Source organism: Gilliamella sp. wkB108 (genome assembly GCF_001690195.1).
GTDB classification, from domain to species: Bacteria; Pseudomonadota; Gammaproteobacteria; order Enterobacterales; family Orbaceae; genus Gilliamella; species Gilliamella apicola_L.
Genome location: NZ_LZGM01000020.1, coordinates 1 through 23,918 on the forward strand (window position 1 = coordinate 1; position 23,918 = coordinate 23,918).

The following is a 23,918-nucleotide window of genomic DNA, read 5'->3' on the forward strand; positions in this document are numbered from 1 at the left end:
ATGAACAGAAAATCTATGCAAACTCACGGCTGAAACAATAAAAACCAACAATATATATGGTAACTGGTAATAATTATAATAAATAAAAAATTTAAAAAATAAATCTGCACGCTCAAGCGTCATTAAAGTTTCAGTTTCAATATTGCTTCCATCAATAAAAGCAAAATTGTATAAAATGAAGTCAAACAAACAATAAAATAACACTATATAACAAGGTAATTTAAAAAATGATAACTTCATTTATTTTTTCCTTAAAATGCGATGAGGTTAATTAATTAGTAACGAGTGCAATCAACATTAATTTTAGTTTAGTATTAACCTCACTATAGGCAAACTCAGCGACAGAACTAATCGACAATAAAGCCTTTTGCCATTGATAAAGTTCAGGCTCTATAGAAAGATTTTTGCCAGTTAACCCTCGATTTACTTGGTTCAACATCTGCTGATAAAATGTTAAATCATCTGTCTGTAACGCATATTCTTCATTTTGTTGCCAGAATTTTAATAACTCTGGTAAGCTTGGTTCAATTGCAGGATCTAAACGGCACATGATTAGCGGTAGATCCTGTAATAAACGATAGCCTCTGGACGCTTTACTTTGTGAAAAAAGATGTAAATGAAATCGACTTAACTCAATAGCAAAATTCAGTAAATCGTTTTGATTACCTTGTTTGAGTTCCAATTCAACTTCTTGGATTGGTTTGGATTGGTGATTGGCGATAATTTCACCCATATCTAAAGCGACTTCAATTTCACTGCTAGCAAATGAAATTAACCACGTCTGGCGTTTAAAATCAGTAGTAAATAGTGGTGTTAGATCTTGCTGCAACTGCTCAATATCACAATTTTCTGGCAATGCCTTGCAAGGTAATACCGATAAATCTAACGCTGAACTTGGTAAAGGCACATTAAATTCAGCTCGTTCGTGTAAACCCGCTAACGATTTACTATCACGCTTTAAAGTTATTTCAAATTGTTCTGCATGGTTATTCAGACAAGAACTTCTTATCCGCAAGCCACAACCATTATGACGTAAATAATAATCCGCAGTATCATAATAGGTATTAGCCAGTTTTAAGTAGCTTGACATTCGCTTGCTAGCAGAATGAGGCATAAATTCCGCTTCATCACTGCTTGCCCACTGATTTAAAAAGAGTTGCAAGCTACCAATATCATTCTGATTAATTTCAAATTTTAATTCAATTTCGCTACTCATCAATCGGCTTTATTTCAGTAATTTTGCTATATCATATACTGATTAAAATAAAAAATAAACCGAATCAACGAGTAACTGAAAAGCTCTGTTTTTGTAATGAATAAAGCTTGGCAAATAATCCATGATTAGCCATTAATTGCTGATAATCACCTTGCTCAACAATGGTGCCTTTATCCAATACAATAATCTGATCTGCTGCAATAATCGTTTTTAACCGGTGAGCAATCACAATCACCGTTTTATTTTTAACTAACTCAGCGATAGCTTGTTGAATATAAACCTCATTTTCTGGATCTTGTGAGGCAGTTGCTTCATCAAGTAATATAATTGGCGCATTTTTTAATAATGCTCGGGCAATAGAAATACGTTGACGTTCACCACCGGAAAGCTTGCTACCATTTTCCCCAATTAAGGTATTCCAACCATCAGGTAAACGGGCTATAAGCTCCTCACATCGGGCTTTTTTGGCTGCAAGTTTTACTTCCTCATCAGTGGCATCATAACGACCAATACGGATATTATTCAAAATGGTATCATCAAACAAAACTACATTTTGGAAAACAAATGCCATTGAACGCATTAATGTTTCTGGATCGATCTGTTTGATATCATGACCACCAAGGCGAATTTCCCCGCTATTTACATCCCAAAAACGCGCAATTAATTGCAATAAAGTACTTTTACCACTGCCTGAAGGACCAACAAGTGCTGTCATTTTGTTTGGAGAAATGACACAACTTAAATCGCAAATCACTGGTGTTTGATTATAGGAAAAATTGATATGATCAATATTAATGGTCAGATCATCAAAAACAACATCTTCACGTCCTTCCATGATTGGTTCTGTTTGTAGATTTTTCATACGCTCAATTGATACCAGCATATAAAATAGTTCTGGTAACAAGGTTAATACCGAAATTAAAGGACCATAAATACGTGAACTGATGATCACAAAGGCTAAAAAATCGATAGGCAATAAACTCCCCGCAATCATTAATTTAACACCAACTAGAACAACAATACCTAGACCTACTTGCAAAACCATCACTGATAGTGTGACAAATATCCCTCCAATACCTTCAAATTTAATGGCAGCCCACATCATATTTTTAAGCGTCTTATCAAGAGTCTTAAACTTTTCGCCACTGAGTCCAAATGCTTTAACAATTTTAATCCCATCGAGGTACTCTTGAACTTGATCGGACACCGCCAATTTTGCTTGGACATGTTTTTCTGCCCAGTGCTTCTCTATCTGTTTTCCCACAATTGCAATTAACAATGCTATTGGTAAGGTACTAAAGATCGCACATGCCATTCGCCAATCATAAAGAGCCATTAATCCACATGCGATAATACTACTACAAGAATAACCTATTATTTGTGGTACGACATGACTCATCATCGTTTCAATTGTCGTACAATCGCCCATGATATTGGCGGTCAATTCTGAAAGATCCTTACGATTAAAGAAACTTAATGGTAACTTTCGAAGACGCTCTGCTACCTCAATTCGGGTATTGGCTGCCTCACTATAGGCACTTTCATAAGTCTTTTTATATTCTCTTTTATAGCAGATTAGAAAAAGCCAAGCAGATAGGATACCAACGCCCCCCATTGCCCATAAATAACCCACATTTAATGTTACATTAGCGGTTAAAGGAGAAATAAGTAAGACAATGATTTGCAGTAAGATCACAAACGGAAGCATTAAAGTAAGATTAGAAATAATACAGGCAATAATAGCTTGATTAAGATTTTTACTCCCTGTATCTGACAACATTAATAATCGCTTAAACATGAGACACCTCGTGTTGGTGAAGGTTATTACCCGCATCTGTTGTAGCTTCCATTGTGGATTGATTCATCTGCCAATCCAATGTTTGCTGATAAAATTGCCACATTCGATAATAATATCCACCATTATCAATGAGTTGTTGGTGTAAACCTTTTTCAACAATATTCCCTTTATCTAATACAATAATTTGATCGGCATCTTTTATCGTTGATAAACGGTGTGCAATCATAATTACGGTTTTATCTTTCATTAACGCTTTTAGGGCTAATTGGATCTTATATTCGTTTTCAGGATCTGCAAATGAGGTGGCCTCATCAAGAATCAGAATAGGAGAATTTTTTAATATCGCACGTGCAATAGCTAAACGTTGCATTTCTCCACCGGAAAGATGTAAACCTTGTGATCCAATGATTGAGTAATATCCATTAGGTAATGTTTCGATAAATTCATGGCATTGAGCTGCTTTGGCTGCTGTAATAACTTCCTCTAAAGAAGCATCCGTTTTACCCACTTTAATATTATCCAATATGGTTTGTTTAAACATAAAGACATCCTGAAAAACAAAACTCACTAACGAAAGCAAATAATCATTTTTCATCTGTTTTATATCAACACCACCAATAGTAATTTTTCCTTGATTAGGATCAAAAAATCGAGGTATAAGTAGTGAAATGGTGCTTTTACCGCTACCAGAAAGCCCTACTAATGCGGTTATCTTACCCTGCTTGGCGGTAAATGAAATATGATTGATTGCATTAGTAACCTTGCTATTATCCTTCTCAGCGCTACTAGTCGCTTGCTGATCGATTGCTACTAATTGTTGATTAGGATCTTGTTCATATGAAAAACTGACATCATCGAAGCAAACATCATATTGATCTGCCTCAAAACCACTCTCCGGCTCAACCAAACAAGGAGTATTTAATACGTTATCCATATTTGTAAGACTTTCAGCAGTTTGTTGCAAGCCTCTGGTCACATACATTAATTTCAAAAACGGCACCGGCAACGCTACTGAAAAAATAAGATAAAAAACAGCGGATAAAATAAAGTTAGCATAATTATCAACATAACCGCACAGAAAAATAATTACAGGAAGAATAAACAGATAAATATTATTTAAAATCAATAAGAAAAATGCCATATGATTTTTAAAGCAGTAAGTAAATTTAAGGCAATATATTTGGTAAGCCTTAATAGCATCATAAAAACGCTTAAACGAAAAAAAGGTCTGATTAAAGGCTTTTACCACCGCAATACCTCGGATATATTCCACTGAAGTATTACTCATATCAACTAATCGTTTTTGAAACTCTTGCATATTTGTTTTGATTTCTTTTCGATGATAACCACTGATTAATACTACATAGGCAAGAATGACAGGGACTAAAGTTGCTAAGCCTAATCGCCAATCGAAGATAGCTAAAATAACCAAAATCGCTACGGGTGAGGCAAAAGAGCCAACAATATCCGGCAGTTGATGAGCAATAAATTTTTCAATCTTTTCTATATCATCATCGACAATTTTACGTAACTCACCACTGGCATGCTGGGAGTGAAATCCTAATGGTAGATAAGAGACATAACGTACAAAATTATATTTAAGTCGATAAAGTGTTCTAAAAGCCGCAATATGTGAAAAGCACAGTGCAATAAAATCTAACAGCATGGTTGCAGTAGCAGCAATAAAAGCTAACCAACCATAATTAATGATCAGTTCCACATTCAAGGCGCTATGAGTACTTAAGCTAATAATTAGTTCATAAATAATAAAATAGACAGCAATAAACGGCAAAAAGGCAGAGATAGCACTCAGAATGGAAAAAATACAGGCAAAAATAATTAATATTTTATAGGTAAAGGCTAATTCCCAAAGACGAGCCACCGGTGTTTTGTTACGTGATTCCATAAAATAACCACTCACAAATAAAAATAATTATCATTATCGATAAAGTAAAACAAAATAACAAGCATTTTTATACTTAAAATCGATAACTCACACCTATTAATATCATGGATTATTTTATGATTATGAATGATTTATTCCCGCTCGCTTCAGGCGAACAAGAATAAACAGCGTAAATTAAGATTTGACTATTTTACTACTCGGAAAGGATTGGTTGATTTTGCTTCAGGTTTTTCTTCTGCTTGGGCTGGTGCTTCGCGGGCGATTTGATATTGAGGCTCATCTTCAAAACCAATACCTACATTATTTTCACGTGCATAAATAGCTTCAACGGCTGCCATGGGGACGATAATATGTTGTGGCACACCAGAAAATCTAGCATTAAATTCAATTTGTTCATTAGATACAGAATATTGACCTACCGCATAAGGTGCAATATTGAGGACGATATGATTATCCTGTACAAACTCTTGCGGAACTATAACACCTGTAATTGAAGCATTAACAACAATGTATGGTGTTAATTCATTATCTAAAATCCAGTCATAAAAAGCCCTAAATAAGTAGGGACGACGCGGGGTCATTTGGTTATACTCCATAAATACTACCTTGTCGGATCAATATTACAAATTAGATATATTATGCTCTTATTTTTTTCTCTTCTTCAGTTAATGAACTGACAAAGGCTGGACGTTCGAAAATTCGTGCCATATAGCCAAGATAATTTTTTTCCGCTACTTTTGGCAATTCAATACCCAGCATAGGTAAGCGCCAAAGTAATGGTGCAAAATAGCAATCACACAAAGTAAAGTCATCACTCATAAAAAACTCTTTCTCTTTAAACATAATAGAAATAGAGACTAAATCATCTAGTAGATTTTTGCGTGCAACTTTCGCTTGTTCACTATTTGGATCAGCTATAATCGTTTCATAAGCACTGTACCACTCTTTTTTAATGCGATACATTGTTAAACGAGAATTAGCCCGTACAATTGGATAAACAGGCATTAATGGTGGGTGAGGAAAACGTTCATCAAGGTATTCAAGGGCAATATGAGGTTCATACAATGTCAGATCACGATCGATTAATGTCGGAATTGATCCATATGGATTAAGATCCAATAATTCCTGAGGTAAATTATCTGCGGTAACAAACTCAATCTCAGCAGTAATACCCTTTTCTGCCAGCACAAAACGAATCTGATGGCCGTATATATCTGTTGTATCACAAAATAATGTCATCACAGAACGTTTATTAACAGCAACAACCATGTTCACTCCAAATATGCAAAATTGAAAAATAAGTTTAGAGGATTCTTATTCTAGCAAATTGGATAACAAATTTGTTAAAAAAAATCATATTTCTTTTAATCTTTCTTTTTACAACAATTTTTTTGGTAAAAGGTTTCAGGTTAGCTATACGTTTTAGTATAAAAATATTATCGAATAACAATAGATTCCCAATATTAACCCCTACGACAATAACCAAATAATAGCTAATTTTTGAGATAACCTACTCTATTTTATTATTTTCTTTATACTTGATGCTTTTTTAAGACATAAAAACATCTGCCACAACTGAGTTTTGAAACAATTTTGTAACTTTTTCAAAATATCCTTATCCTTTTAATCCCTACTCCCATAATGAGTTCTGACTAAAAGTTTCAGGAAAACCATACGTTTAAGTATAAAAAGAGTATAGACTGTTAATATCTTCCTAATCTTAATCTAACTTGCAATAGCAAAATAGTAGGTAATTTTTGTAATACTCACTCTATTGGATTATTTTCTTGAGAAAAGTAATTTTAAGACATAAAAAAAACCCAACCATATAGTTGGGTTTTGAAACAATTCTGTAACGTTCTGATAACGTTGCAATTAACGTTTGCTGAATTGTGGACGACGACGTGCTTTGCGTAGACCCACTTTTTTACGTTCAACTTGACGCGCATCACGAGTAACAAAGCCCGCTTGACGTAATGAAGAGCGTAATGTTTCATCATATTCCATTAACGCACGAGTAATACCGTGACGAATTGCACCTGCTTGACCTGAAATACCGCCACCTTTAACAGTGATGTAAAGATCAAGTTTGTCAGTCATTTCAACTAACTCTAATGGTTGCATTACAACCATACGAGCGGTATCACGACCAAAATATTGCTCTAATGAACGTTTATTAATAACGATATTTCCACTACCTGGTTTGATAAATACACGAGCAGCAGAACTTTTGCGGCGACCAGTACCGTAATATTGATTATCAGCCATCTTCTATCCCCTTAAATATCTAATACTTGCGGTTGTTGTGCCGCATGATTGTGCTCACTACCAGCATAAACTTTTAGTTTACGGTACATTGCACGACCAAGAGGACCTTTCGGTAACATGCCTTTTACAGCAATCTCGATGACTTGTTCAGGATGACGTTCAATCATTTCTTTAAAAGTCGCTTCTTTAAGTCCACCGATGTAACCAGTATGACGATAATAGATCTTATCAGTGCGTTTTTTGCCTGTTACAGCAACTTTCTCTGCATTGATAACAATAATATAGTCACCTGTATCAACATGTGGTGTATATTCTGCTTTGTGTTTACCACGCAAACGGCTTGCGATTTCAGTAGCTAAACGACCTAACGTTTTACCTGCTGCATCTACAACATACCAGTCGCGTTTAACTGTTTCTGGTTTAGCTGAAAAAGTACTCATTCGTAATTATCCAAAATTTGATTAATCTCACGTTAATAAATCATTTGATTTATTTACACTTTTTGATTGCTACAATTAAAATAACTAACCCCTTCAAGTTGTTATTCTAACCCTTACAACCGAAAACAGCGTTGGGAAGAACGCTGTTGTAACGTGGGTTGCAATATTATACAGAATTATAATAAAAGTGCTAGGACTTAAAATAAAAATTATGGCGAGATAAAACACTACCTGATAAACTCTTAAACTAAATTTAATAAACCAAATAGTAATTTATATGGACAATACAATTCAACTTACTGATAAAGATTATATCAGCAAAGGGTTACATCGAAAATGCTATCATCATCCACAAGATGCCAATAAATGTATCAAAGTGAATTATAATGAAGGTGCGCAAGAAGAGACTAACCGTGAAATAGCCTATTATAATCACCTAATTAAACGAAATATCGCTTGGGATGTGTTAGCGAAATATTATGGTCCTGTATCCACTAATTATGGCGAAGGCCAAGTTTTTGAATTGATCCGTGATTATGATGGTAAAACCTCTACCTCACTTGAAAAATATTTGGCTGATCAACAGCTAACTGAACAGTACTATGCGGCTTTAGTGGTGTCATTAAAAGCGTTAAAATCATCATTATTAAAAGATCGCATTATTACCATGACGATCAAAAGTAAAAATATTTTGTTTCAGCATTTAACACCTGAAAAAAATCGTCTGATTATTATCGACAATATCGGTAATTCAACATTTATACCAATTGCAAATTACATCTCATTTTTTGCCACCGCCAAAATTGAAAGAACATGGCAACGATTTTTAAAATCACTTATTCGTGAAAATCAGCATAATTCACTTATCAAAGATTTAGTTAACGAGGTGAACCAGTAAGCCTTAATTGCGCAATCGCACCTTTAACATTATCTTGCCTATTATTAAGCGTAAATAGGCCATGATGTAATTTAGCGATACGATTGACAATACTCAAACCAAGCCCTATTCCATTATGTTTACGATCCATACGGAAAAAGGCTTGGGTTAATTTTTCACTTTTAGATTCATCAATTCCACTGCCTTCATCGGTAACCGTGATTAAGGTGTCTTTATTATCTTGATAACAACTAATAACAATTTTTGTTCGTTCAGGACTATAACGATGCGCATTTTCAACCAGATTACGAACTAACAATCTAATCAAGGTATCATCACCATTAAAAGCTAACTCTTTATTAGCAATATTCCACTCAACTATCTGCCCTTTAGGTAGTGTTAATTCCGTTAATTCATCAGATAAAGGGATCATAACATTATGATAAAAATTGATACGTTGATACTGACCTACGGTAAATTTTTGGCTAGCGCGAGCTAACATTAAGAGCTGTTCAACCGTATTAACTAACCGATCAATACGTTCAATCAATTCATGGCAATCTATATTTTGTTTGGTTTCTAATAACTCTAAATGTAAACGAATACCAGCTAATGGTGTTCTCATTTCGTGAGCCACATCAGCAGTAAAAAGCCGTTCTTGTGAAAGCGTGTTGCTCAATCTATCGAATAGATTATTCAAAACAGAGGTAATTGATTTGATCTCACGCATGTTACTGATCGGATCGATAGGTTTAAGATTGTCTTCAGTACGTTTATTTAAATCTTGTTCAAGAATTTCTAAAGGTTTAGTGATCCGTTTAATCGCTTTATACGCTAAAAATAGTGTAGCAATCATCATAGAAAACGCAGAACAAAATAAAGCAAAAATGGCTTCAAGTTCCTCATGTTCAACTACTTCATCAATTTTATTTTGACTAAGGGTTAGATTCACTAATACATCAATTTGCTCTTTACTCTCATGCCACAACCAAAATACCGTAATTATTTGGCAAATAAGCATAATTGAACCTAAAGTAAAAAACAGATTCCAACGAATACTATGGCGAATGTTGCTAATAGAATTTGTAATCATAATTTCATTATCTGATTCAAGTTATAATATTTTATCACTCATTAACATTAAGTTGATAACCATAACCACGCACGGTACGAATAAAATTTTTGCCCAATTTATTACGTAGTCCGTGAATATAAACTTCAAGAACATTTGAACTCGGATCACTTTGCCAATCATAAAGATCGTTTTGTAGTAAATCACGATGCACTTTTTCTCCCGCTTTTAACATTAAGCGTGATAGTAAAATGAACTCTTTGGGCGTTAAGATAACCTCCTGATTATGCAAAGTCACTTTTTGTTGTTTAATATCAATAGTAATTGGACCACAACTAATCACATTATCTGCTGTACCTTGATTACGACGAATTAACGCACGGACTCTGGCTAATAATTCAGTTAATGCAAAGGGTTTGATTAAGTAATCATCAGCCCCAAGATCTAAACCTTCAACTCTATCTTCAATGGTATCGCGTGCTGTAAGAATCAAAACGGGGGTTTCGACTTGATTTTTACGCCAACGAGAGAGGAGTTCTAAACCATCACAATCGGGCAAACCTAAATCTAGAATAATTAAACTAAATTGCCCAAATTGTAGATATTGTTCTGCTTGTTTACCATTTGATGCCACTTCACAAACATAGCCATTTGAGGTTATACCTGTATAAAGCCCTTTTTGTAATAGGCTATCATCTTCAACAATTAATATTTTCATGACCTTTTATCCTCTTGGCGAGTGATTTTACAATCATTTAAGATATCCAATGAGCTAGTATACTCTTTAGTTTGAATATCAAAAATGCTTAACAATGTATGAAACAAATTATCGTGCGAAAAAGAACCTTGCTTTGACTGTTCTTTAATACATTGAATATTTGTATGATTTAATTTCTTATAGGAATTAGATATCCACATAATAAATGGAATATGGGTTTGTTGCTCAGGTGCAATTGAATAAGGAAAACTGTGTAAATAAAGACCATTTTCCCCTAATGATTCACCATGATCCGAGAGATAAATAACCATTGAATTGAATTTATCATGCTTTTTTTGCAACAATTCAATCGTTTGATTAATAATAAAATCAGTATAAACAATTGTATTATCATAGGTATTAATCAAACTTGCTAAATCGCAATTATTGATCTGATTGGTATCACAGGTGGGTGTAAAGGTTTTAAATTTATCCGGATAACGCTGATAGTAATTGGGACCGTGACTACCAAGAGGATGTAAAATGATCAATGAATCGTTATCAATATGATTTAATTTATCCGTCAACTCATCAATCAGCACTTCATCATAACAAACATCATTTTGACACAATGCACTTTTACGCGTTACATATTTTTTAGTCACATTTTCATTTTGTACTCTGGTACAAACCCCTTTACAACCGGTATTGTTATCTAACCAAACAACATCAACTTTTGCGCGGTTTAAAATATCCAATACATTTTCTTGGTGCAAAGCCAGACGTTCATCATAATTTTTTCGTGTCATGTTAGAAAACATGCATGGAATAGAATAAGCAGTATACGTCCCACACGAAGATGTATTTTGAAAAGAAATAATATCATCACGCTTAATTAATAGTGGTGTTGTATTTTTGGCATAACCATTGAGTGCAAAATTTTGGCTACGAGCAGTCTCACCAATAATTAAAACAATAACGGTTTTATTGTTATGACTCTCTAAGCTGGAATTTTGACGATAAGCATCGTTACCAATAGTTAAAAACGGCAGATTTTTATATTTTTCAAATTGATATTGACTATAGACTGCACTGATATAATTTGAAGGTAATAAATATTTAATTATTTTATTATTATTCCGCATAAAAGTGGCATAGTTTTTATAAAATACTAAAGCGATCAGTCCGATAAACATGATTGTAAGGAAAATAATCAATACATGTTTGCATACAAAAAATAGGTCGATTTTAATACTTTTAATTTTTATCAAAATAACCATAGCGGCAGGTAAAATACCAAAACACAAGATATAAATAATTAACTCAAACGTAATCAATGAGGAAGATTCAGCAAAATTGGTTTCGAGTGTATTTTGCAATGTACTCCTATCAACCATTAGACCAAACCTGAACATAAAGTAAGAAAAAATAGAGCTAACAAATATCAATACACTAGCCACTATTTTTATTATCCATTTATTTATGAACAAATTTAATAAAATGAAAATAGTACAAAACACAACCATCGGCATTGATAAAAAGAAGGCAATATTAGAAAAAGAATCAAGCGGTAATCGAATTAATACCTGCTTATAATAACTCACGTTTAAAATGGTGGCTTGATAGAAAGCCACACAGATAATAAGCAAATTGAGCGATATCGGACAGTTTGTTATTTTTCGAATTATTTTTTTCATAAAAACCTATACTTTCAACTTATAACCAACACTCAAAATAAGTGAAGGTGCATGAAATTACAGTTATTTAGATAATAAATAACATCTTGATTACCTTATTGAGTAATGAGAACCTTGTTATGGGATAAACAGGCTAATCAGAAATTTATGTAGAGTAGGCCAAAGCTTTTTTATTAAAAATGCTGATAAGAACCCAACAATAAAACCACTAATAATATCCAATGGCCAATGAATGCCTAAATAAACCCGGCTCCAACTGACTAAAATCGCAACAAACGTGAACAAAAATAACAATTTTTTTAATCTATTGGTGTAATTAAAACCAATTACACAACAAATTGTCCAAACAAAAACTGCATGCTGACTAGGTAATGAGCTGGTTTTGTCATGTAACAAATAATTAGTCCCGATATTTACCACAAAAGGACGAGGAGAATAAAAAAAATGACGAATAATAAACGTCACCAAAAATGCCAAAGCTAAGCTAAACACCATTTTCATAATCAGTAACCGATACGAAGGTTTATAAAACCAATAAATCCCCATAACGATTACCGGTAAATACGCCAGATAATTGGCGCAAAAAATAGCGAAAAAGATAAACAATTTTGATGCTTGCTCTGAGGCATTAATTAATAAAAAAAGTTGAGTATTCATATCGTGCCACATAAAACATCTACCTAAATTAACTATACTTTTAATCAATTTAACCAATTAACCTTAAGAGATCCTTAATAAAAACTATCTGACAGAATTAATTTTCTATATGTATCAATTAAATAAAAGAAAAAGTGTTAATAAATAAGGTTTTTTTAATAAATGAAATGACAATTTTCGGAATTAAATTACATAAACATTAAGTTAGCTTAGTTAGCTTAACGCTATCTTAATAGCATCAATAATCATTGTTTTAAGCTCTAAAACCAGTTAACCATTACTATTATTATAGCAATAATGGATAAAGATTTTTTCACATTACAACAAAGACCATAACTCTTTTGCAATCATGAGTAAAGATCCATCCACCCTTTCTTTACTGTTTTTGCTCACTCTGTTGTTCGAAAGCAAATTATTCACCAAATTGGCAAATTGATAAAAATAAAACCTAGTTAATCTCGATAATAATTAAATAAAAATTGTAGCAAGAGAAATAAATTTAAATAGTTTGATGCATTATTTACGACTTATATCCGTTTTAACTACATAATTAACAGATTAATAATGTTGAGCAGATCATTTTAGAGAATAAATTACTTTTCATTCTTCATGTGAATGACGGCGATTGGGATAAATATTGCCTAATCGGTTATTTGTCATTACTGATACTATAAAATTAAGTAACCAGCAGATAATAAAATAAACAACAATCACAAATAAAAATATTTCCGTTGGATAAACCATACTACGATTATTAATTTGTGTGGCAATAAAGGTAAATTCAGTAACACCAACAATATAAGCTAACGAGGTATCTTTAATAAGCGAAACCCATTGATTAACAAAAGAAGGCAACATGATTTTGAGTGCTTGCGGTAAAATAATCAAGACAATAACTTGTTGCTTAGTCAAACCCAAAGAAAAGGCTGCCTGCCATTGCTCTTTGGCAATAGCTACCATTCCGGCATGAACTGAATGACCAATATAAGCAGCACCAATCAATGATAAAGCAAAAATGACAGTTGCAATAGCTGGTACATCAATATTAAACAGTACCGGTAGTAAAAAATAGGTCCAAAAGATCAGCATTATCACTGGAATCGCTCTTAAAAAACCAAGTAATCCAACGAAAAAAGGTCGAAAAATACCTTTGGCTACGGTTAATGTAACGCCGGATAAGATACCTAATAAGGTTGAAAACACGATTGCAATCAAACTCATTAGTAAAGTTAAGAAGATCCCGCCGGGGAAATGCCCCCACATTAAATAACCTAAGTTATTCCATATGATCTCCAGACCTTTAAATTCCATAAATTATTGTTCCTTAGGTAACTGTAGCCGTTTAGTTTGGTAAATATTGCCTATTGTCCCTACCATGACTATCGCCAAAATATACAATAGTGTTGCGATCGCAAAGTCTTGAAAGGTTTTTAATGATTCGGTTTCAACTTGGCGAGATACATAAGAAAGCTCTAAAACACCTATAGCCATAGTCAGCGATGAATTTTTGATAATATTCATATATTGACCAATTAGTGGTGAAAATGCGATACGAAAGCTCTGTGGTAAAATAATAAAGCGCATACTCTGCCAACGAGTTAACCCTAATGCTAGTGAGGCTTGCTCTTGACCCATTTTGACACCTAAAATGCCTGCACGAAACTCTTCAGCAATAAACGCACTTGAGTAGAAGGTTAAACCCACTAAACCGATAATAAACTCAAATGACGGCATTTTAAGTGTCACAAAAAATAACTGAATTTGTGGCTCTTCAAATAACCACAATTTAAATTCAACCGGTAATAAATTACCGACACCAAAATACCAAAAAAAGAGTTGCGGTAATAATGGTGAATAACGAAAAATCGCATTATAGCCTATCACTATCCATTGCATTATTCTAAATTGACTTTGACGAGCAATAACTAATAAAAAACCCAGTAGTGTTGACAGAATAATGGTGAGTAATGAAATGGCAAGGGTAACTAAAAATCCATCCCATAACCACCATAAATAACGTGGTTCAAGTAACTGCTCAAACATGATGAATTACTCAACTTGCCCTATTTTAAAATCACCACGTGGCATAGCTGATGAAGTTTGTGGTCCAAACCAGCGATTATAGATAGTTACTGCATCACCGTCGGCTTCAAGTTTTAACAATATTTGATTCAGTTTTTCTTTTAAACGTGTTTCACCTTTAGGAATACCTACCGCTTGATACTCTTTAGTGATACTAAATGGTGAAATTTCAAATTCAGTGCGCTGTTGCTCTGGTACATTAGCCAGTAAACCGATTAACTTTGCATCATCTTGAGTAATAGCTTGCACAACACCGTTACGTAAAGCAGCAAAAGCAAACGGAGTATCATCATATGAAATCACTTTAGCTGTCGGATATTTTTCACGTAAAGTGATTTCCATTACTGTTCCTTTATCAGCACCAATGCGTAGATTTTTTATATCATCGGCGGTTTTTAATACCCCTTTGCGGGCAATAAATTTTTGACCGGTAGCAAAATATGGCAGACTAAAATCAACTGTTTTAGCTCGCTCTTGGGTTACCGTAAAATTAGCGACAATTAAATCAGCTTTCTGAGAAGTTAATAGAGGAATACGATTAGCTGGATTTGTCGGAACCAGTTCAACTTTGACTTTTAATGCTTTAGCAATTTCATTGGCATAATCCACATCAAGCCCGACAATTTTATTAGTTTTTTCATCGATATAACCGAATGGAGGATTACTATCAAATACTGCGATTTTGATTTGACCTCGTTTTTCAATATCATCAAGCCGGTCAGCATGTGCATAACTGGCAGTAAATATTGATCCTATCAGCGCAACGATAGCAAATGGTTTAACTAAAGATTTCATTTTTATCCTCCATTAATAACTTTTTGTTTTGTACGTTAAAAGTCTATCAACAAAGGATCAGTTAACTAAATAATAAAAACTCACATACTTATAACTTAGGATTATATGGGATAGTGTAAAAAAAAATACACGCCATAAATTTCTGGCGTGCATTTGAAGCTTAAAGATGATTCATCAAGTGGTGATTAGGTTTCGATCGGTTTTACTTTACCTAATAAGAACAGATAATTAAACATTCCAAGCACCAACAGAACCGCAGAGAATATTAATGCCCAAGCAAATGAACCGGTAGCAGCAACTAATGCGCCGGTGATAATAGGACCAAACGCACCACCAAAGTTTGAAATAGTATTTTGCAAACCAGCAACGGTTGAGACCATATTTTTAGGTGCTACATCACCAGGTAAAGACCATACTTGAGACGCTGCAACCGCTGTCCCAGAACGAGCAATACATAATAAAACAACCGTTAAAACAATCGAATCAGTTAATGGTGCAAATCCCACACATAATGCCATGCTCATACCAAGTAATAGGATAAACTTACGAGTAAAGGTTAATGAAAACCGCTTACTACTATGCATGCGATCTGAAATCCAACCTGCTGTCATTTCCGCAACCATACCACAAAGTAAAGGGAGTGTTGCGACAAAGCCCATTTTAATTAATCCCATTCCTTTCTCTTGAACTAAATAAGTAGGTAACCAAGTAATAAAGAAATAAGAAGTATAATTAATGGTGAAAAAACCTAAACACATAGCCCAAATAGGTTTATAGCGAAGTAGCTGATACCACTTCATTGCCGCCCCTTTATCCACGCCATGTTTTTGGGTTTGACCTTCACGAATATAGGTAATTTCTTCTTTATTAATCATGCGATGTTTTTCGGGAGAATCGGAATAGAAAATCATCCAAAAGATAACCCAAATAATGCCGATACTACCAAAAATAGCAAAAGTAATTCGCCAATCAAACAGATACATTAGCCAGACAATTAATGGCATGGCTACTGCACCACCAAATTTTGAAGCACTATCGAAAAGTGCAGAGACAAATGATCGCTCTTTGTCAGGGAACCAGCGTGAAGCTATTCCTGCATTACTTGGATAAGCCGCTGCTTCGCCTGCACCTAATATAAAACGCATAAGCAGTAAAGACTTAAATCCTGTAGCAATGCCCATACACATAGTTGCAACAGACCACCAACCGACTGCCCAACCTAATGTTGTCTTTTGTCCAATTTTATCTGCTAACCAACCAGCTGGAATTTGCAAAAGTGCATAAGTCCAAAAGAAGGCTGACATAATCCAACCCATTTCACTTGCTGTTAAGCTAAATTCTTTAATTAAATGAGGACTTGCTGCTGCAATAATTGCACGATCTAAATAATTAACTGCGATTGCAGCCCACATTAACCCAGCAATAATCCAACGAACATTTGATTTTTTTTGTGGTATTAAATCCATATTAAACCTCAATCTATTACTATTAAATACAGCGTTATAGATCATTCACTACATTGATAGGTTTCTGCCCATGAACAATAGTGTTAATGATATTTTCGACACAACTTTCCCCTATAGCACTCACCGCGCCGTCGGTATAACCGGCAATGTGAGCTGTTCCAATAAAGTTATCGAGAGAAAATAATGGATGACTTGTTAAAGGCTCTTGTACAAAAACATCTGAAGCTGCACCTGCAATGATATTTTCAGATAATGCAGTATAAAGATCGCTTTCATTGACAATACCGCCACGAGAAAGGTTTAGTAAAAACGCACTTTTTTTCATCTTCCGAATCCGTGTAAGATCAAACAAATTATTGGTTGATTCAATTAACGGCATATGAATTGAAATAAAATCACTCTGTTGGGTCAGTTCATCTAAAGTGACATATTGAACACCATGTTGTTTGGCAAAATTTTCATCAGGGAACGGATCATAGGCCAACACGGTCATATTAAATCCTTTTGCTCTTAACGCTACTTGCTTACCAATATTACCTAGACCTAAAATACCCAGTGTTTTACCATAGGCATCGGTAGCAAAAATTCTTGGCCACTCACCTTTGGCTGTTTTGCTTGCTGCTTGCGGTAATTGACGTGCAGCACCCAGTAAAAGAGTAAAGGCAAAATCGGCGACTGCATGTTTATTTGCATTCGGTACATTAACTGCCCAGATATTTCTTTCTTTAGTGGCTTTCAAGTCAATATTGTCAACACCAACACCATGCTTACACACAATTTTTAAATTAGGGGCTAACTTTAACAACTGCTCATCTACTTGAGTAAATGCCACAATCATCGCGACGGTATCTTGCAGATGAGGTTTTAATTCATCTAACGAGACATCGGCAGGAAAAGAGAGATATTCAAATCCATTTTTCTTAAGATCTTCAATTGGCGTTGCATCATATTTTGCAAATGAAGGTGATGTAGAAATAACTTTCATACTAAATATCCTTTTTTGATACTTCATATTGATAAGAAAAAGCAGTAACTTCAGACATCAATCACCGCTTTTTATTTATTGAAAATTACAATTTGCTAACAATATCTTTAATGGCCGCAATATGCTCATCCGAGAACATAATTGGATAACGGCTCACACCGACCTCTTCGCCCATTAGTGTTAACGCTTTTTTCACGGCTGCTGGTGAAAATACTGTTGCATAAAGATTCTTTCTTAAATCACCCACGGCATCTTGTGCTGCTTTTGATTTATCCAAATCGCCTGATTTAAAATTCTTCCAAATGGCATTAATGTATCCCGGCGCTACGTTAGCTAATCCCGAGATAGATCCAACCGCGCCACCGACAAAACCTTGATAAATCAATGAATCAGGACCAGTTAACACATCAAAGCCATCGATTTTATTAGCAACATTAAGGAAAGCTTGCAAACTTTCAGCACTGCCTGCACTATCTTTAATTCCTAAAATATTGGGATGTTCCGCTAATTTAGCTGCCGTTTCAGGTTGAATTGTGTTACCTGTTCGAGCGGGAATGTTGTATAAAAATACTGGCACGGTTAGCGCATCTGCTATAGCGGTATAGTGATAGATGAGTTCTTCTTGTTTAACAGGTATAAAATAGGGTGCAATGACTGATACAGCATCAACGCCTAATTTCTCAATCTCTTTACCTAATTTGATTGTTTCACGTGTTGAGATCTCACCGATGTGAGCCATAACCGGTGAACGACCTGCTACTTCATCAACACAAACTTCAGTCACTTTAATTTTTTCTTGCGTACTTAAGACAAAAAATTCACCATTGGTACCATTACAAAAAACGCTATTGCCATTAGTTAATTGACGTTGAACTTGTTTTCGCATCCGTTTCGGACAAAAATCACCATTGTCATCAAAAGTTGTGACGATAGCGGTTAAAATACCTTCAATTTTTTTACTCATCATGTTTACTCCTGTAGGCTAAATTTTTTTAAAAAAGAGATTGATAGATAGAAAGCACATCCTCTTTAGTGACTTTCTTAGGAACGTTATTCATTAATCGCTTCACATCCAGTGCAGCATCAACGAGATAAGGCAAATTATCCGGAGAGATATTGAGTTGATGCAGTTTTGTTGGTAATGCCAACCGTTTTACTAACTCTCTAAAATAATTAACTAAGGCGTGAGATTTTTCTTCTGCAGTTAGTGTTAGTTCTGCATCTGGTAGTAAGTCATAAGCCTGAGCAAATTTATCCACCACCGCATCACGAACAAATTCCATACAAGGAACAAGTAAAATGGCATTGGCAACGCCATGTGCAATATGATATTTACCACCTAATGGATAAGACATTGCATGAACTAAATGAGTGCCGGCATGAGCTATCGCGGCTCCTCCATAATAAGAAGCCCATAACATATTAAGTTTGGCCTCAATATCATTTTTGTCGGTGACTGATTTTTCGAGGGAATTAAATAATTTTTGCATACCGATCAAGGCATAATTGTCACCGACAGGATTAGAAATACTGGCAGTAAAGCATTCAATCAGATGACACAAAGCATCAACGCCAGTCGATGCTGCGATATGATTTGGCATAGAAGTGGTTAATTCAGGTACTAAACAGACATAATCAGGTAACATGACCGGCGAAATAATACCTTGTTTTGTATCTTTTTCTGGAATGGCTAAAATAGCATTTGGGGTGGCTTCCGAACCTGTCCCGGCTGTGGTTGGAATTAATATTGTAGTACAGCGTTTAGTTGGTTTTTCCCCTTCTAATAACTTAGTCAGTGTTATATTGGCGTCTTTTACACATAAAACAGAAATTAATTTAGCAACATCAAGGACACTCCCCCCACCAACACCAACCACAAGATCTGCGTCAGATACTTTCATTCTATTCAATAAATTAGTGACATCATGATGACTTGGTTCAGGTGGAATATCATCAACTAAAGTCACAACCGGTACGGTATCTTGAACTTTCTTAATTAACTCTGATACTAAAGGTAGATTGATAATATTTTTATCGGTAATAAATAGTGTATGTTTTCGTTCTTTTAATAAAAAATGAATATCTTTTAATATCCCTTGTCCACTCAGGATCGCAGTGTTTATGTGCATAATTAACTCCGGTTAGTATTTTAAAGCTCAAATGAACAATAAAAATCAATTTGATTTATTTTGCTCATTAATAATATTTTAAAATAGCATAAATGAACAAATATAATATTTAAAAACGGGATCAAGATCACAAAACAATTAAAATGATTAAATTTAATCATTTTAATTGCACTTTTTTGCAAGAAAACGGTATAATCCAAAAATAAAGAATATTGATGATGATAGGTGTTTAATGATTGATTTAATTATTGCTGATGACTTTACTGGCTCTAATGATGCAGGTGTGCAACTTGTTAATAAAGGAATGACAGTCAATGTTTTTTTTGATTGGCAAAATGCTGATTTTTGTGAAAAACAAAGTGATGATGTGAAATCCCAAAATAGTGTAATGGTGGTAAATACTGAAAGCCGAGCCACTTCTATTCAAGAAGCACAAAAAAGAATCAAAACAGTGATCAACAATCATAAAAAAATGCAACAGTGTTATAAAAAAATCGATTCGACCCTTCGGGGCAACATTGGCGCTGAAATTGAAGCTCTGTTGGATAATACTCAATATAAAGTGGCGTTAGTTATTCCCGCTTTTCCAAAAATGAAACGCACAACTAAAAATGGGAAGTGTTATATCAATGGTATTGAACTTATCAATACTGAATTTGCAAGTGATCCCAAAACACCTATTTACTCATCCAATATTAAAGCTTGTATTGAACAGCAAACAGCTTATTTGTGTGAAGAAATCTATTTAGCAACCGTAAGAAATCAAAAATTAAAACAACATATTGAAGCATTGATCTGCAAAAATTGTAAAATTATTGTCATTGATGCTGAAAACGATCAAGATCTACAATCAATCCTTGAGCAAATTTTACCAATTCAAAAGCAAGTACTATTAGTTGGTTCGGCCGGACTGATTGATTTTTTTCCTCTAGCCCCAAAACAACAGACAAAAACGCTTAAACCTACCAATAAAAATCCTTTACTGGTTATAGCTGGCTCAATGAGTGAAGTAACACAACAACAAATTAACTATATTATTAAACAGGATAATAATTGGAAAATCATCGATATTGATATCACCGATCTACTACCCAATTTTCCTGAAATCAAATTATCCACGTATATAAAGCAGATCCAACAAGTGCTTGATCGTCAACAACACTGTATCGTTAGAACGAGTTCTAATATGACTGATCGCCATAAAATTGAGCAATATTGTCAACAGTATCAAGTGACACGCACCGAGTTAGGTGAACAAATTTGTCAAGCATTAGGTCTGTTAGTTAATCACTTACAGTTTGACAATCTGTTTTTAACCGGTGGTGATGTTGCTATTTCCGTTGCAAAATCATTAGGTGCAATTGGTTTTAGAATCGAAGGTGAAGTAAGTGTTGGCGTGCCTTATGGAAAACTGATCAGTGAAAAGAATTTAGATTATCGGGTGTTTACTAAAGCCGGTGGTTTTGGAACCCAAGACATATTTTTAAAAATATTAGCATTTATTTAAAGGAGACAGATTGTGTCAAAAATCGTAGCGATAACTATGGGCGATCCCGCAGGTATTGGACCTGAAATTATTGTCAAAGCTTTACAATCAGATGTTTTAAAAAATGTACATTCGGTGGTGATTGGTTCAGCTGAATTATTAAATAAACAATTAGACATGGGATTATTTAGCAACGTGAGTTTCAATGTCATTGATAAAGTGAGTGAAGCCAATTTTTCACCTAATATTATCAATGTGATAGATACTAAATTAGAAGATCTTAATTCATTGCAACCCGGAAAAATCCAACCTCAAGCGGGTGATCTAGCCTATCGCTGTGTTAAAAAAGCCACTGAGCTTGCATTACAAGGAGAAGTGAATGCAATTGCCACTGCTCCGTTGAATAAAGAAGCCTTACATTCAGCCGGTCATATGTTTCCGGGACATACCGAATTATTAGCAAAATTAACCGATAGCAAAGATGTAGCTATGGTGCTTTATACTGACTCACTTAAAGTCATTCATGTCACAACGCATGTCTCATTACGAAAATTCTTAGATACCTTAAATTGTGAGCGTATTGAAAAAGTAATTAAAATTGCTGATGATTTTCTTAAAAAGATTGGTATTAAACACCCCAAAATTGCTGTTGCAGGAGTTAATCCTCATGCTGGTGAGCATGGCTTATTTGGTGATGAAGAGATTAAAATTGTCGCGCCAGCTATCGAAAAAATGCGCCAACATGGAATTGATGCTATAGGTCCCTGTGCGCCCGATACCGTATTTTTACAAGCACATCAAGGCAAATTTGATATGGTAGTGGCCATGTATCACGATCAAGGTCATATTCCACTTAAATTATTAGGATTTTATGATGGTGTGAATATTGCTGCGGGTCTACCATTTATTCGTACATCAGCCGATCATGGCACTGCATTTGATATTGCCTGGCAAGGTGTTGCTAAGGCCGATAGTATGATAGAATCAATCCGCTTAGCGGAACTGTTATCTTAATTAGATAACTTATATCATATAGAGGATTATTCAGTGGGTAAATATAATCGACTAGATCAAATCATGGACTATCTAAAAATTCATAACCTTGTGACAGTCGAAGATCTTGTCAATGCAACCGAAGCTTCACCAGCTACGATCCGTCGTGATTTAATTAAGTTAGATCAACAAGGTGTAATTAGTCGAACTCATGGTGGTGTTACTTTAAATCGATTTATCCCTGCACAACCTACAACATCTGAAAAAATTCATAAGAATTTTACTGAGAAACAACTTATTGCCGATATTGCCGCGCAACTGATTAAACCGGGTGATTCAATTGCTCTTGATGCAGGAACAACCACACTTGAAATAGCAAAACGGATCACGCAAATGCCAATTCGAGTTATTACCTCTGATTTGCATATTGCGCTATTTTTATCTGAGTTTAAACAAATTGAGGTGACAATTATTGGCGGTAAGATTGATGATAGTAGCCAATCTTGTATTGGTGAGCATGGGCGTTCATTATTACAACAAATCAATCCTGATATTGCTTTTATAAGCTGTAATTCATGGAGTGTGAATAAAGGCGTTACCGCGCCAACCGAAGATAAGGCTTTAATAAAAGCAAGTTTTGCTGAAAAAGCCGATAGAGTGATACTTGTTGCTGATAGTAGTAAGTACAATTCTTATAGTTTATTTACTTCTATTCCGTTAAATCGCTTTACCGATATTATTACTGATAATCATCTGGATGCCGAAAACTTGCAATTACTTCAATGTCAGCCATTTACGTTACATATAGCAAGTTAGTCTTTTAATTTAAATTGCATCAAAAATTTGCGTAAATGGCATATTGATTATTATAGATCCTTTAATATACTTTATCGTCTTGAAGCAATAGCTTCATTGCGTTAAGACATAATTTCACTATCAACAAAGAAGTAAGCTATCTCTCTGGCTGCTGATTCTGGCGAATCTGAACCATGTACCGCATTTTCGGTGGTATTATCAGCAAAATTATCGCGCAAAGTACCGGCCTGTGCTTTACTTAGATCAGCGGTCCCCATTAATTCTCTGTAGCGTTTAATAGCATTTTCACCTTGTAGAACTTGGACAACAATAGGTCCGGACATCATAAAGTTGACCAACTTATCAAAAAATGGTTTACCTTGATGCTCGGCATAAAAACCTTCTGCTTGTGTTCTAGTTAATTTCAGCATTTTTAATGCAATAATATCGAGTTTTGCCTGAGCTATGCGAGTTTCAATTTCACCAATTAAATGTTTCCTAACCGCATTAGGTTTGATAATCGAGAGAGTTCGTTCGAGCGCCATAAGTTTTATCCTCA

General features: G+C 34.5%; 24 protein-coding genes. 4 read left to right on the forward strand and 20 right to left on the reverse strand.

All coding sequences use genetic code 11. The features are described from left to right. The 8 genes from A9G11_RS14560 to rplM all read right to left on the reverse strand — a co-directional run. Positions 1-240: hypothetical protein (locus A9G11_RS14560; RefSeq protein WP_218056021.1), on the reverse strand; the 240-nt coding region annotated here is incomplete at its 3' end. Between the two features lie 31 nt (positions 241-271). After that, positions 272-1,216, reverse strand: coding sequence for a CYTH domain-containing protein (locus tag A9G11_RS02745; protein ID WP_065618007.1), 945 nt, complete (start codon positions 1,214-1,216; stop codon positions 272-274). 64 nt (positions 1,217-1,280) lie between these two features. Beyond that, a complete protein-coding gene (locus A9G11_RS02750) occupies positions 1,281-3,014 on the reverse strand; it encodes an ABC transporter ATP-binding protein (RefSeq protein ID WP_065618008.1) in 1,734 nt (577 codons plus the stop codon). Beyond that, positions 3,007-4,920: an ABC transporter ATP-binding protein gene (locus A9G11_RS02755; RefSeq protein WP_065618009.1), complete on the reverse strand. Its 1,914-nt coding sequence runs from the start codon at positions 4,918-4,920 to the stop codon at positions 3,007-3,009. The genes A9G11_RS02750 and A9G11_RS02755 overlap by 8 nt, the downstream gene beginning before the upstream one ends. 185 nt (positions 4,921-5,105) lie before the next feature. Continuing rightward, on the reverse strand, positions 5,106-5,516 hold the full coding sequence (locus A9G11_RS02760; RefSeq protein WP_141674331.1) for a ClpXP protease specificity-enhancing factor: 411 nt from the start codon (positions 5,514-5,516) through the stop codon (positions 5,106-5,108). 40 nt (positions 5,517-5,556) lie between these two features. Beyond that, positions 5,557-6,189 carry a glutathione S-transferase N-terminal domain-containing protein gene (locus A9G11_RS02765; RefSeq protein ID WP_065618010.1) on the reverse strand — a complete coding sequence of 211 codons (633 nt, stop codon included), beginning with the start codon at positions 6,187-6,189 and terminating at the stop codon, positions 5,557-5,559. A gap of 606 nt (positions 6,190-6,795) precedes the next feature. Continuing rightward, complete coding sequence (rpsI, locus tag A9G11_RS02770; protein ID WP_034901366.1) at positions 6,796-7,188, reverse strand: 30S ribosomal protein S9; 393 nt, start codon at positions 7,186-7,188, stop codon at positions 6,796-6,798. Between the two features lie 11 nt (positions 7,189-7,199). Next, positions 7,200-7,628, reverse strand: a complete 429-nt coding sequence (gene rplM, locus A9G11_RS02775; RefSeq protein ID WP_034901369.1) for a 50S ribosomal protein L13 — start codon at positions 7,626-7,628, stop codon at positions 7,200-7,202. 277 nt (positions 7,629-7,905) lie between these two features. Between rplM and A9G11_RS02780 the strand changes: the two genes are divergently transcribed. Then, positions 7,906-8,526: a YrbL family protein gene (locus A9G11_RS02780; RefSeq protein ID WP_065618011.1), complete on the forward strand. Its 621-nt coding sequence runs from the start codon at positions 7,906-7,908 to the stop codon at positions 8,524-8,526. On the opposite strand, the gene pmrB is transcribed toward A9G11_RS02780, so the two are convergent. The 11 genes from pmrB to A9G11_RS02835 form a co-directional block, all read right to left on the reverse strand. After that, positions 8,507-9,598 (reverse strand): two-component system sensor histidine kinase PmrB, encoded by a 1,092-nt coding sequence (gene pmrB, locus A9G11_RS02785; RefSeq protein ID WP_065618012.1) that lies wholly within the window; start codon positions 9,596-9,598, stop codon positions 8,507-8,509. The two genes, A9G11_RS02780 and pmrB, sit on opposite strands and share 20 nt — an antisense overlap. Positions 9,599-9,632: 34 nt before the next feature. Then, the gene (pmrA, locus tag A9G11_RS02790; protein WP_065618013.1) at positions 9,633-10,295 is read right to left on the reverse strand and encodes a two-component system response regulator PmrA; all 663 of its coding nucleotides are present in this window, start codon (positions 10,293-10,295) and stop codon (positions 9,633-9,635) included. Next, complete coding sequence (gene eptA / locus A9G11_RS02795; RefSeq protein ID WP_065618014.1) at positions 10,292-11,971, reverse strand: phosphoethanolamine transferase EptA; 1,680 nt, start codon at positions 11,969-11,971, stop codon at positions 10,292-10,294. The genes pmrA and eptA overlap by 4 nt, the downstream gene beginning before the upstream one ends. Before the next feature lie 117 nt (positions 11,972-12,088). Next, the gene (locus A9G11_RS02800) at positions 12,089-12,628 is read right to left on the reverse strand and encodes a phosphatase PAP2 family protein (RefSeq protein WP_176701225.1); all 540 of its coding nucleotides are present in this window, start codon (positions 12,626-12,628) and stop codon (positions 12,089-12,091) included. 600 nt (positions 12,629-13,228) lie between these two features. After that, positions 13,229-13,939, reverse strand: a complete 711-nt coding sequence (locus A9G11_RS02805) for an amino acid ABC transporter permease (RefSeq protein WP_065618016.1) — start codon at positions 13,937-13,939, stop codon at positions 13,229-13,231. A gap of 3 nt (positions 13,940-13,942) precedes the next feature. Further along, positions 13,943-14,671, reverse strand: a complete 729-nt coding sequence (locus A9G11_RS14295) for an amino acid ABC transporter permease (protein ID WP_065618017.1) — start codon at positions 14,669-14,671, stop codon at positions 13,943-13,945. A 6-nt stretch (positions 14,672-14,677) separates the two neighbouring features. Further along, positions 14,678-15,505 carry an ABC transporter substrate-binding protein gene (locus A9G11_RS14300; protein WP_065618018.1) on the reverse strand — a complete coding sequence of 276 codons (828 nt, stop codon included), beginning with the start codon at positions 15,503-15,505 and terminating at the stop codon, positions 14,678-14,680. A 185-nt stretch (positions 15,506-15,690) separates the two neighbouring features. Continuing rightward, positions 15,691-16,971, reverse strand: a complete 1,281-nt coding sequence (locus A9G11_RS02820; RefSeq protein WP_065618019.1) for an MFS transporter — start codon at positions 16,969-16,971, stop codon at positions 15,691-15,693. Between the two features lie 34 nt (positions 16,972-17,005). After that, complete coding sequence (locus tag A9G11_RS02825) at positions 17,006-17,956, reverse strand: phosphoglycerate dehydrogenase (protein ID WP_065618020.1); 951 nt, start codon at positions 17,954-17,956, stop codon at positions 17,006-17,008. Positions 17,957-18,041: 85 nt separating this feature from the next. Further along, the gene (locus A9G11_RS02830; protein ID WP_065618027.1) at positions 18,042-18,920 is read right to left on the reverse strand and encodes a dihydrodipicolinate synthase family protein; all 879 of its coding nucleotides are present in this window, start codon (positions 18,918-18,920) and stop codon (positions 18,042-18,044) included. A 28-nt stretch (positions 18,921-18,948) separates the two neighbouring features. After that, positions 18,949-20,085 carry an iron-containing alcohol dehydrogenase gene (locus A9G11_RS02835; protein ID WP_065618021.1) on the reverse strand — a complete coding sequence of 379 codons (1,137 nt, stop codon included), beginning with the start codon at positions 20,083-20,085 and terminating at the stop codon, positions 18,949-18,951. Between the two features lie 232 nt (positions 20,086-20,317). On the opposite strand from A9G11_RS02835, the gene dtnK reads away from it, so the two are divergent. Genes dtnK through A9G11_RS02850 form a run of 3 tightly spaced genes read left to right on the forward strand, consistent with a single transcriptional unit; the run spans position 20,318 to position 23,380 of the window. Continuing rightward, a complete protein-coding gene (dtnK, locus tag A9G11_RS02840) occupies positions 20,318-21,592 on the forward strand; it encodes a D-threonate kinase (protein ID WP_065618022.1) in 1,275 nt (424 codons plus the stop codon). 12 nt (positions 21,593-21,604) lie between these two features. After that, the gene (gene pdxA, locus A9G11_RS02845; RefSeq protein WP_065618023.1) at positions 21,605-22,585 is read left to right on the forward strand and encodes a 4-hydroxythreonine-4-phosphate dehydrogenase PdxA; all 981 of its coding nucleotides are present in this window, start codon (positions 21,605-21,607) and stop codon (positions 22,583-22,585) included. Between the two features lie 33 nt (positions 22,586-22,618). Continuing rightward, positions 22,619-23,380, forward strand: coding sequence for a DeoR/GlpR family DNA-binding transcription regulator (locus A9G11_RS02850; protein WP_176701226.1), 762 nt, complete (start codon positions 22,619-22,621; stop codon positions 23,378-23,380). A 101-nt stretch (positions 23,381-23,481) separates the two neighbouring features. Here the strand turns inward: A9G11_RS02850 and ndk are convergent, their stop codons facing one another. After that, positions 23,482-23,904 (reverse strand): nucleoside-diphosphate kinase, encoded by a 423-nt coding sequence (gene ndk, locus A9G11_RS02855; protein ID WP_065618024.1) that lies wholly within the window; start codon positions 23,902-23,904, stop codon positions 23,482-23,484. Between the last annotated feature and the right edge of the window lie 14 nt (positions 23,905-23,918).

Excerpts from the sequence above, each read along its gene's own strand:
- dtnK (WP_065618022.1), top strand. The coding sequence starts at position 20,318 with ATGATTGATTTAATTATTGCTGATGACTTTACTGGCTCTAATGATGCA.
- rpsI (WP_034901366.1), bottom strand. The coding sequence starts at position 7,188 with ATGGCTGATAATCAATATTACGGTACTGGTCGCCGCAAAAGTTCTGCT.
- A9G11_RS02755 (WP_065618009.1), bottom strand. The coding sequence starts at position 4,920 with ATGGAATCACGTAACAAAACACCGGTGGCTCGTCTTTGGGAATTAGCC.
- A9G11_RS02750 (WP_065618008.1), bottom strand. The coding sequence starts at position 3,014 with ATGTTTAAGCGATTATTAATGTTGTCAGATACAGGGAGTAAAAATCTT.
- A9G11_RS02745 (WP_065618007.1), bottom strand. The coding sequence starts at position 1,216 with ATGAGTAGCGAAATTGAATTAAAATTTGAAATTAATCAGAATGATATT.
- A9G11_RS02780 (WP_065618011.1), top strand. The coding sequence starts at position 7,906 with ATGGACAATACAATTCAACTTACTGATAAAGATTATATCAGCAAAGGG.
- A9G11_RS02800 (WP_176701225.1), bottom strand. The coding sequence starts at position 12,628 with ATGAATACTCAACTTTTTTTATTAATTAATGCCTCAGAGCAAGCATCA.
- A9G11_RS02835 (WP_065618021.1), bottom strand. The coding sequence starts at position 20,085 with ATGCACATAAACACTGCGATCCTGAGTGGACAAGGGATATTAAAAGAT.
- A9G11_RS14300 (WP_065618018.1), bottom strand. The coding sequence starts at position 15,505 with ATGAAATCTTTAGTTAAACCATTTGCTATCGTTGCGCTGATAGGATCA.
- A9G11_RS02825 (WP_065618020.1), bottom strand. The coding sequence starts at position 17,956 with ATGAAAGTTATTTCTACATCACCTTCATTTGCAAAATATGATGCAACG.
- A9G11_RS14295 (WP_065618017.1), bottom strand. The coding sequence starts at position 14,671 with ATGTTTGAGCAGTTACTTGAACCACGTTATTTATGGTGGTTATGGGAT.
- rplM (WP_034901369.1), bottom strand. The coding sequence starts at position 7,628 with ATGAGTACTTTTTCAGCTAAACCAGAAACAGTTAAACGCGACTGGTAT.
- pmrB (WP_065618012.1), bottom strand. The coding sequence starts at position 9,598 with ATGATTACAAATTCTATTAGCAACATTCGCCATAGTATTCGTTGGAAT.
- eptA (WP_065618014.1), bottom strand. The coding sequence starts at position 11,971 with ATGAAAAAAATAATTCGAAAAATAACAAACTGTCCGATATCGCTCAAT.
- A9G11_RS02805 (WP_065618016.1), bottom strand. The coding sequence starts at position 13,939 with ATGGAATTTAAAGGTCTGGAGATCATATGGAATAACTTAGGTTATTTA.
- A9G11_RS02765 (WP_065618010.1), bottom strand. The coding sequence starts at position 6,189 with ATGGTTGTTGCTGTTAATAAACGTTCTGTGATGACATTATTTTGTGAT.
- A9G11_RS02830 (WP_065618027.1), bottom strand. The coding sequence starts at position 18,920 with ATGAGTAAAAAAATTGAAGGTATTTTAACCGCTATCGTCACAACTTTT.
- A9G11_RS02820 (WP_065618019.1), bottom strand. The coding sequence starts at position 16,971 with ATGGATTTAATACCACAAAAAAAATCAAATGTTCGTTGGATTATTGCT.
- pmrA (WP_065618013.1), bottom strand. The coding sequence starts at position 10,295 with ATGAAAATATTAATTGTTGAAGATGATAGCCTATTACAAAAAGGGCTT.
- ndk (WP_065618024.1), bottom strand. The coding sequence starts at position 23,904 with ATGGCGCTCGAACGAACTCTCTCGATTATCAAACCTAATGCGGTTAGG.
- A9G11_RS02760 (WP_141674331.1), bottom strand. The coding sequence starts at position 5,516 with ATGGAGTATAACCAAATGACCCCGCGTCGTCCCTACTTATTTAGGGCT.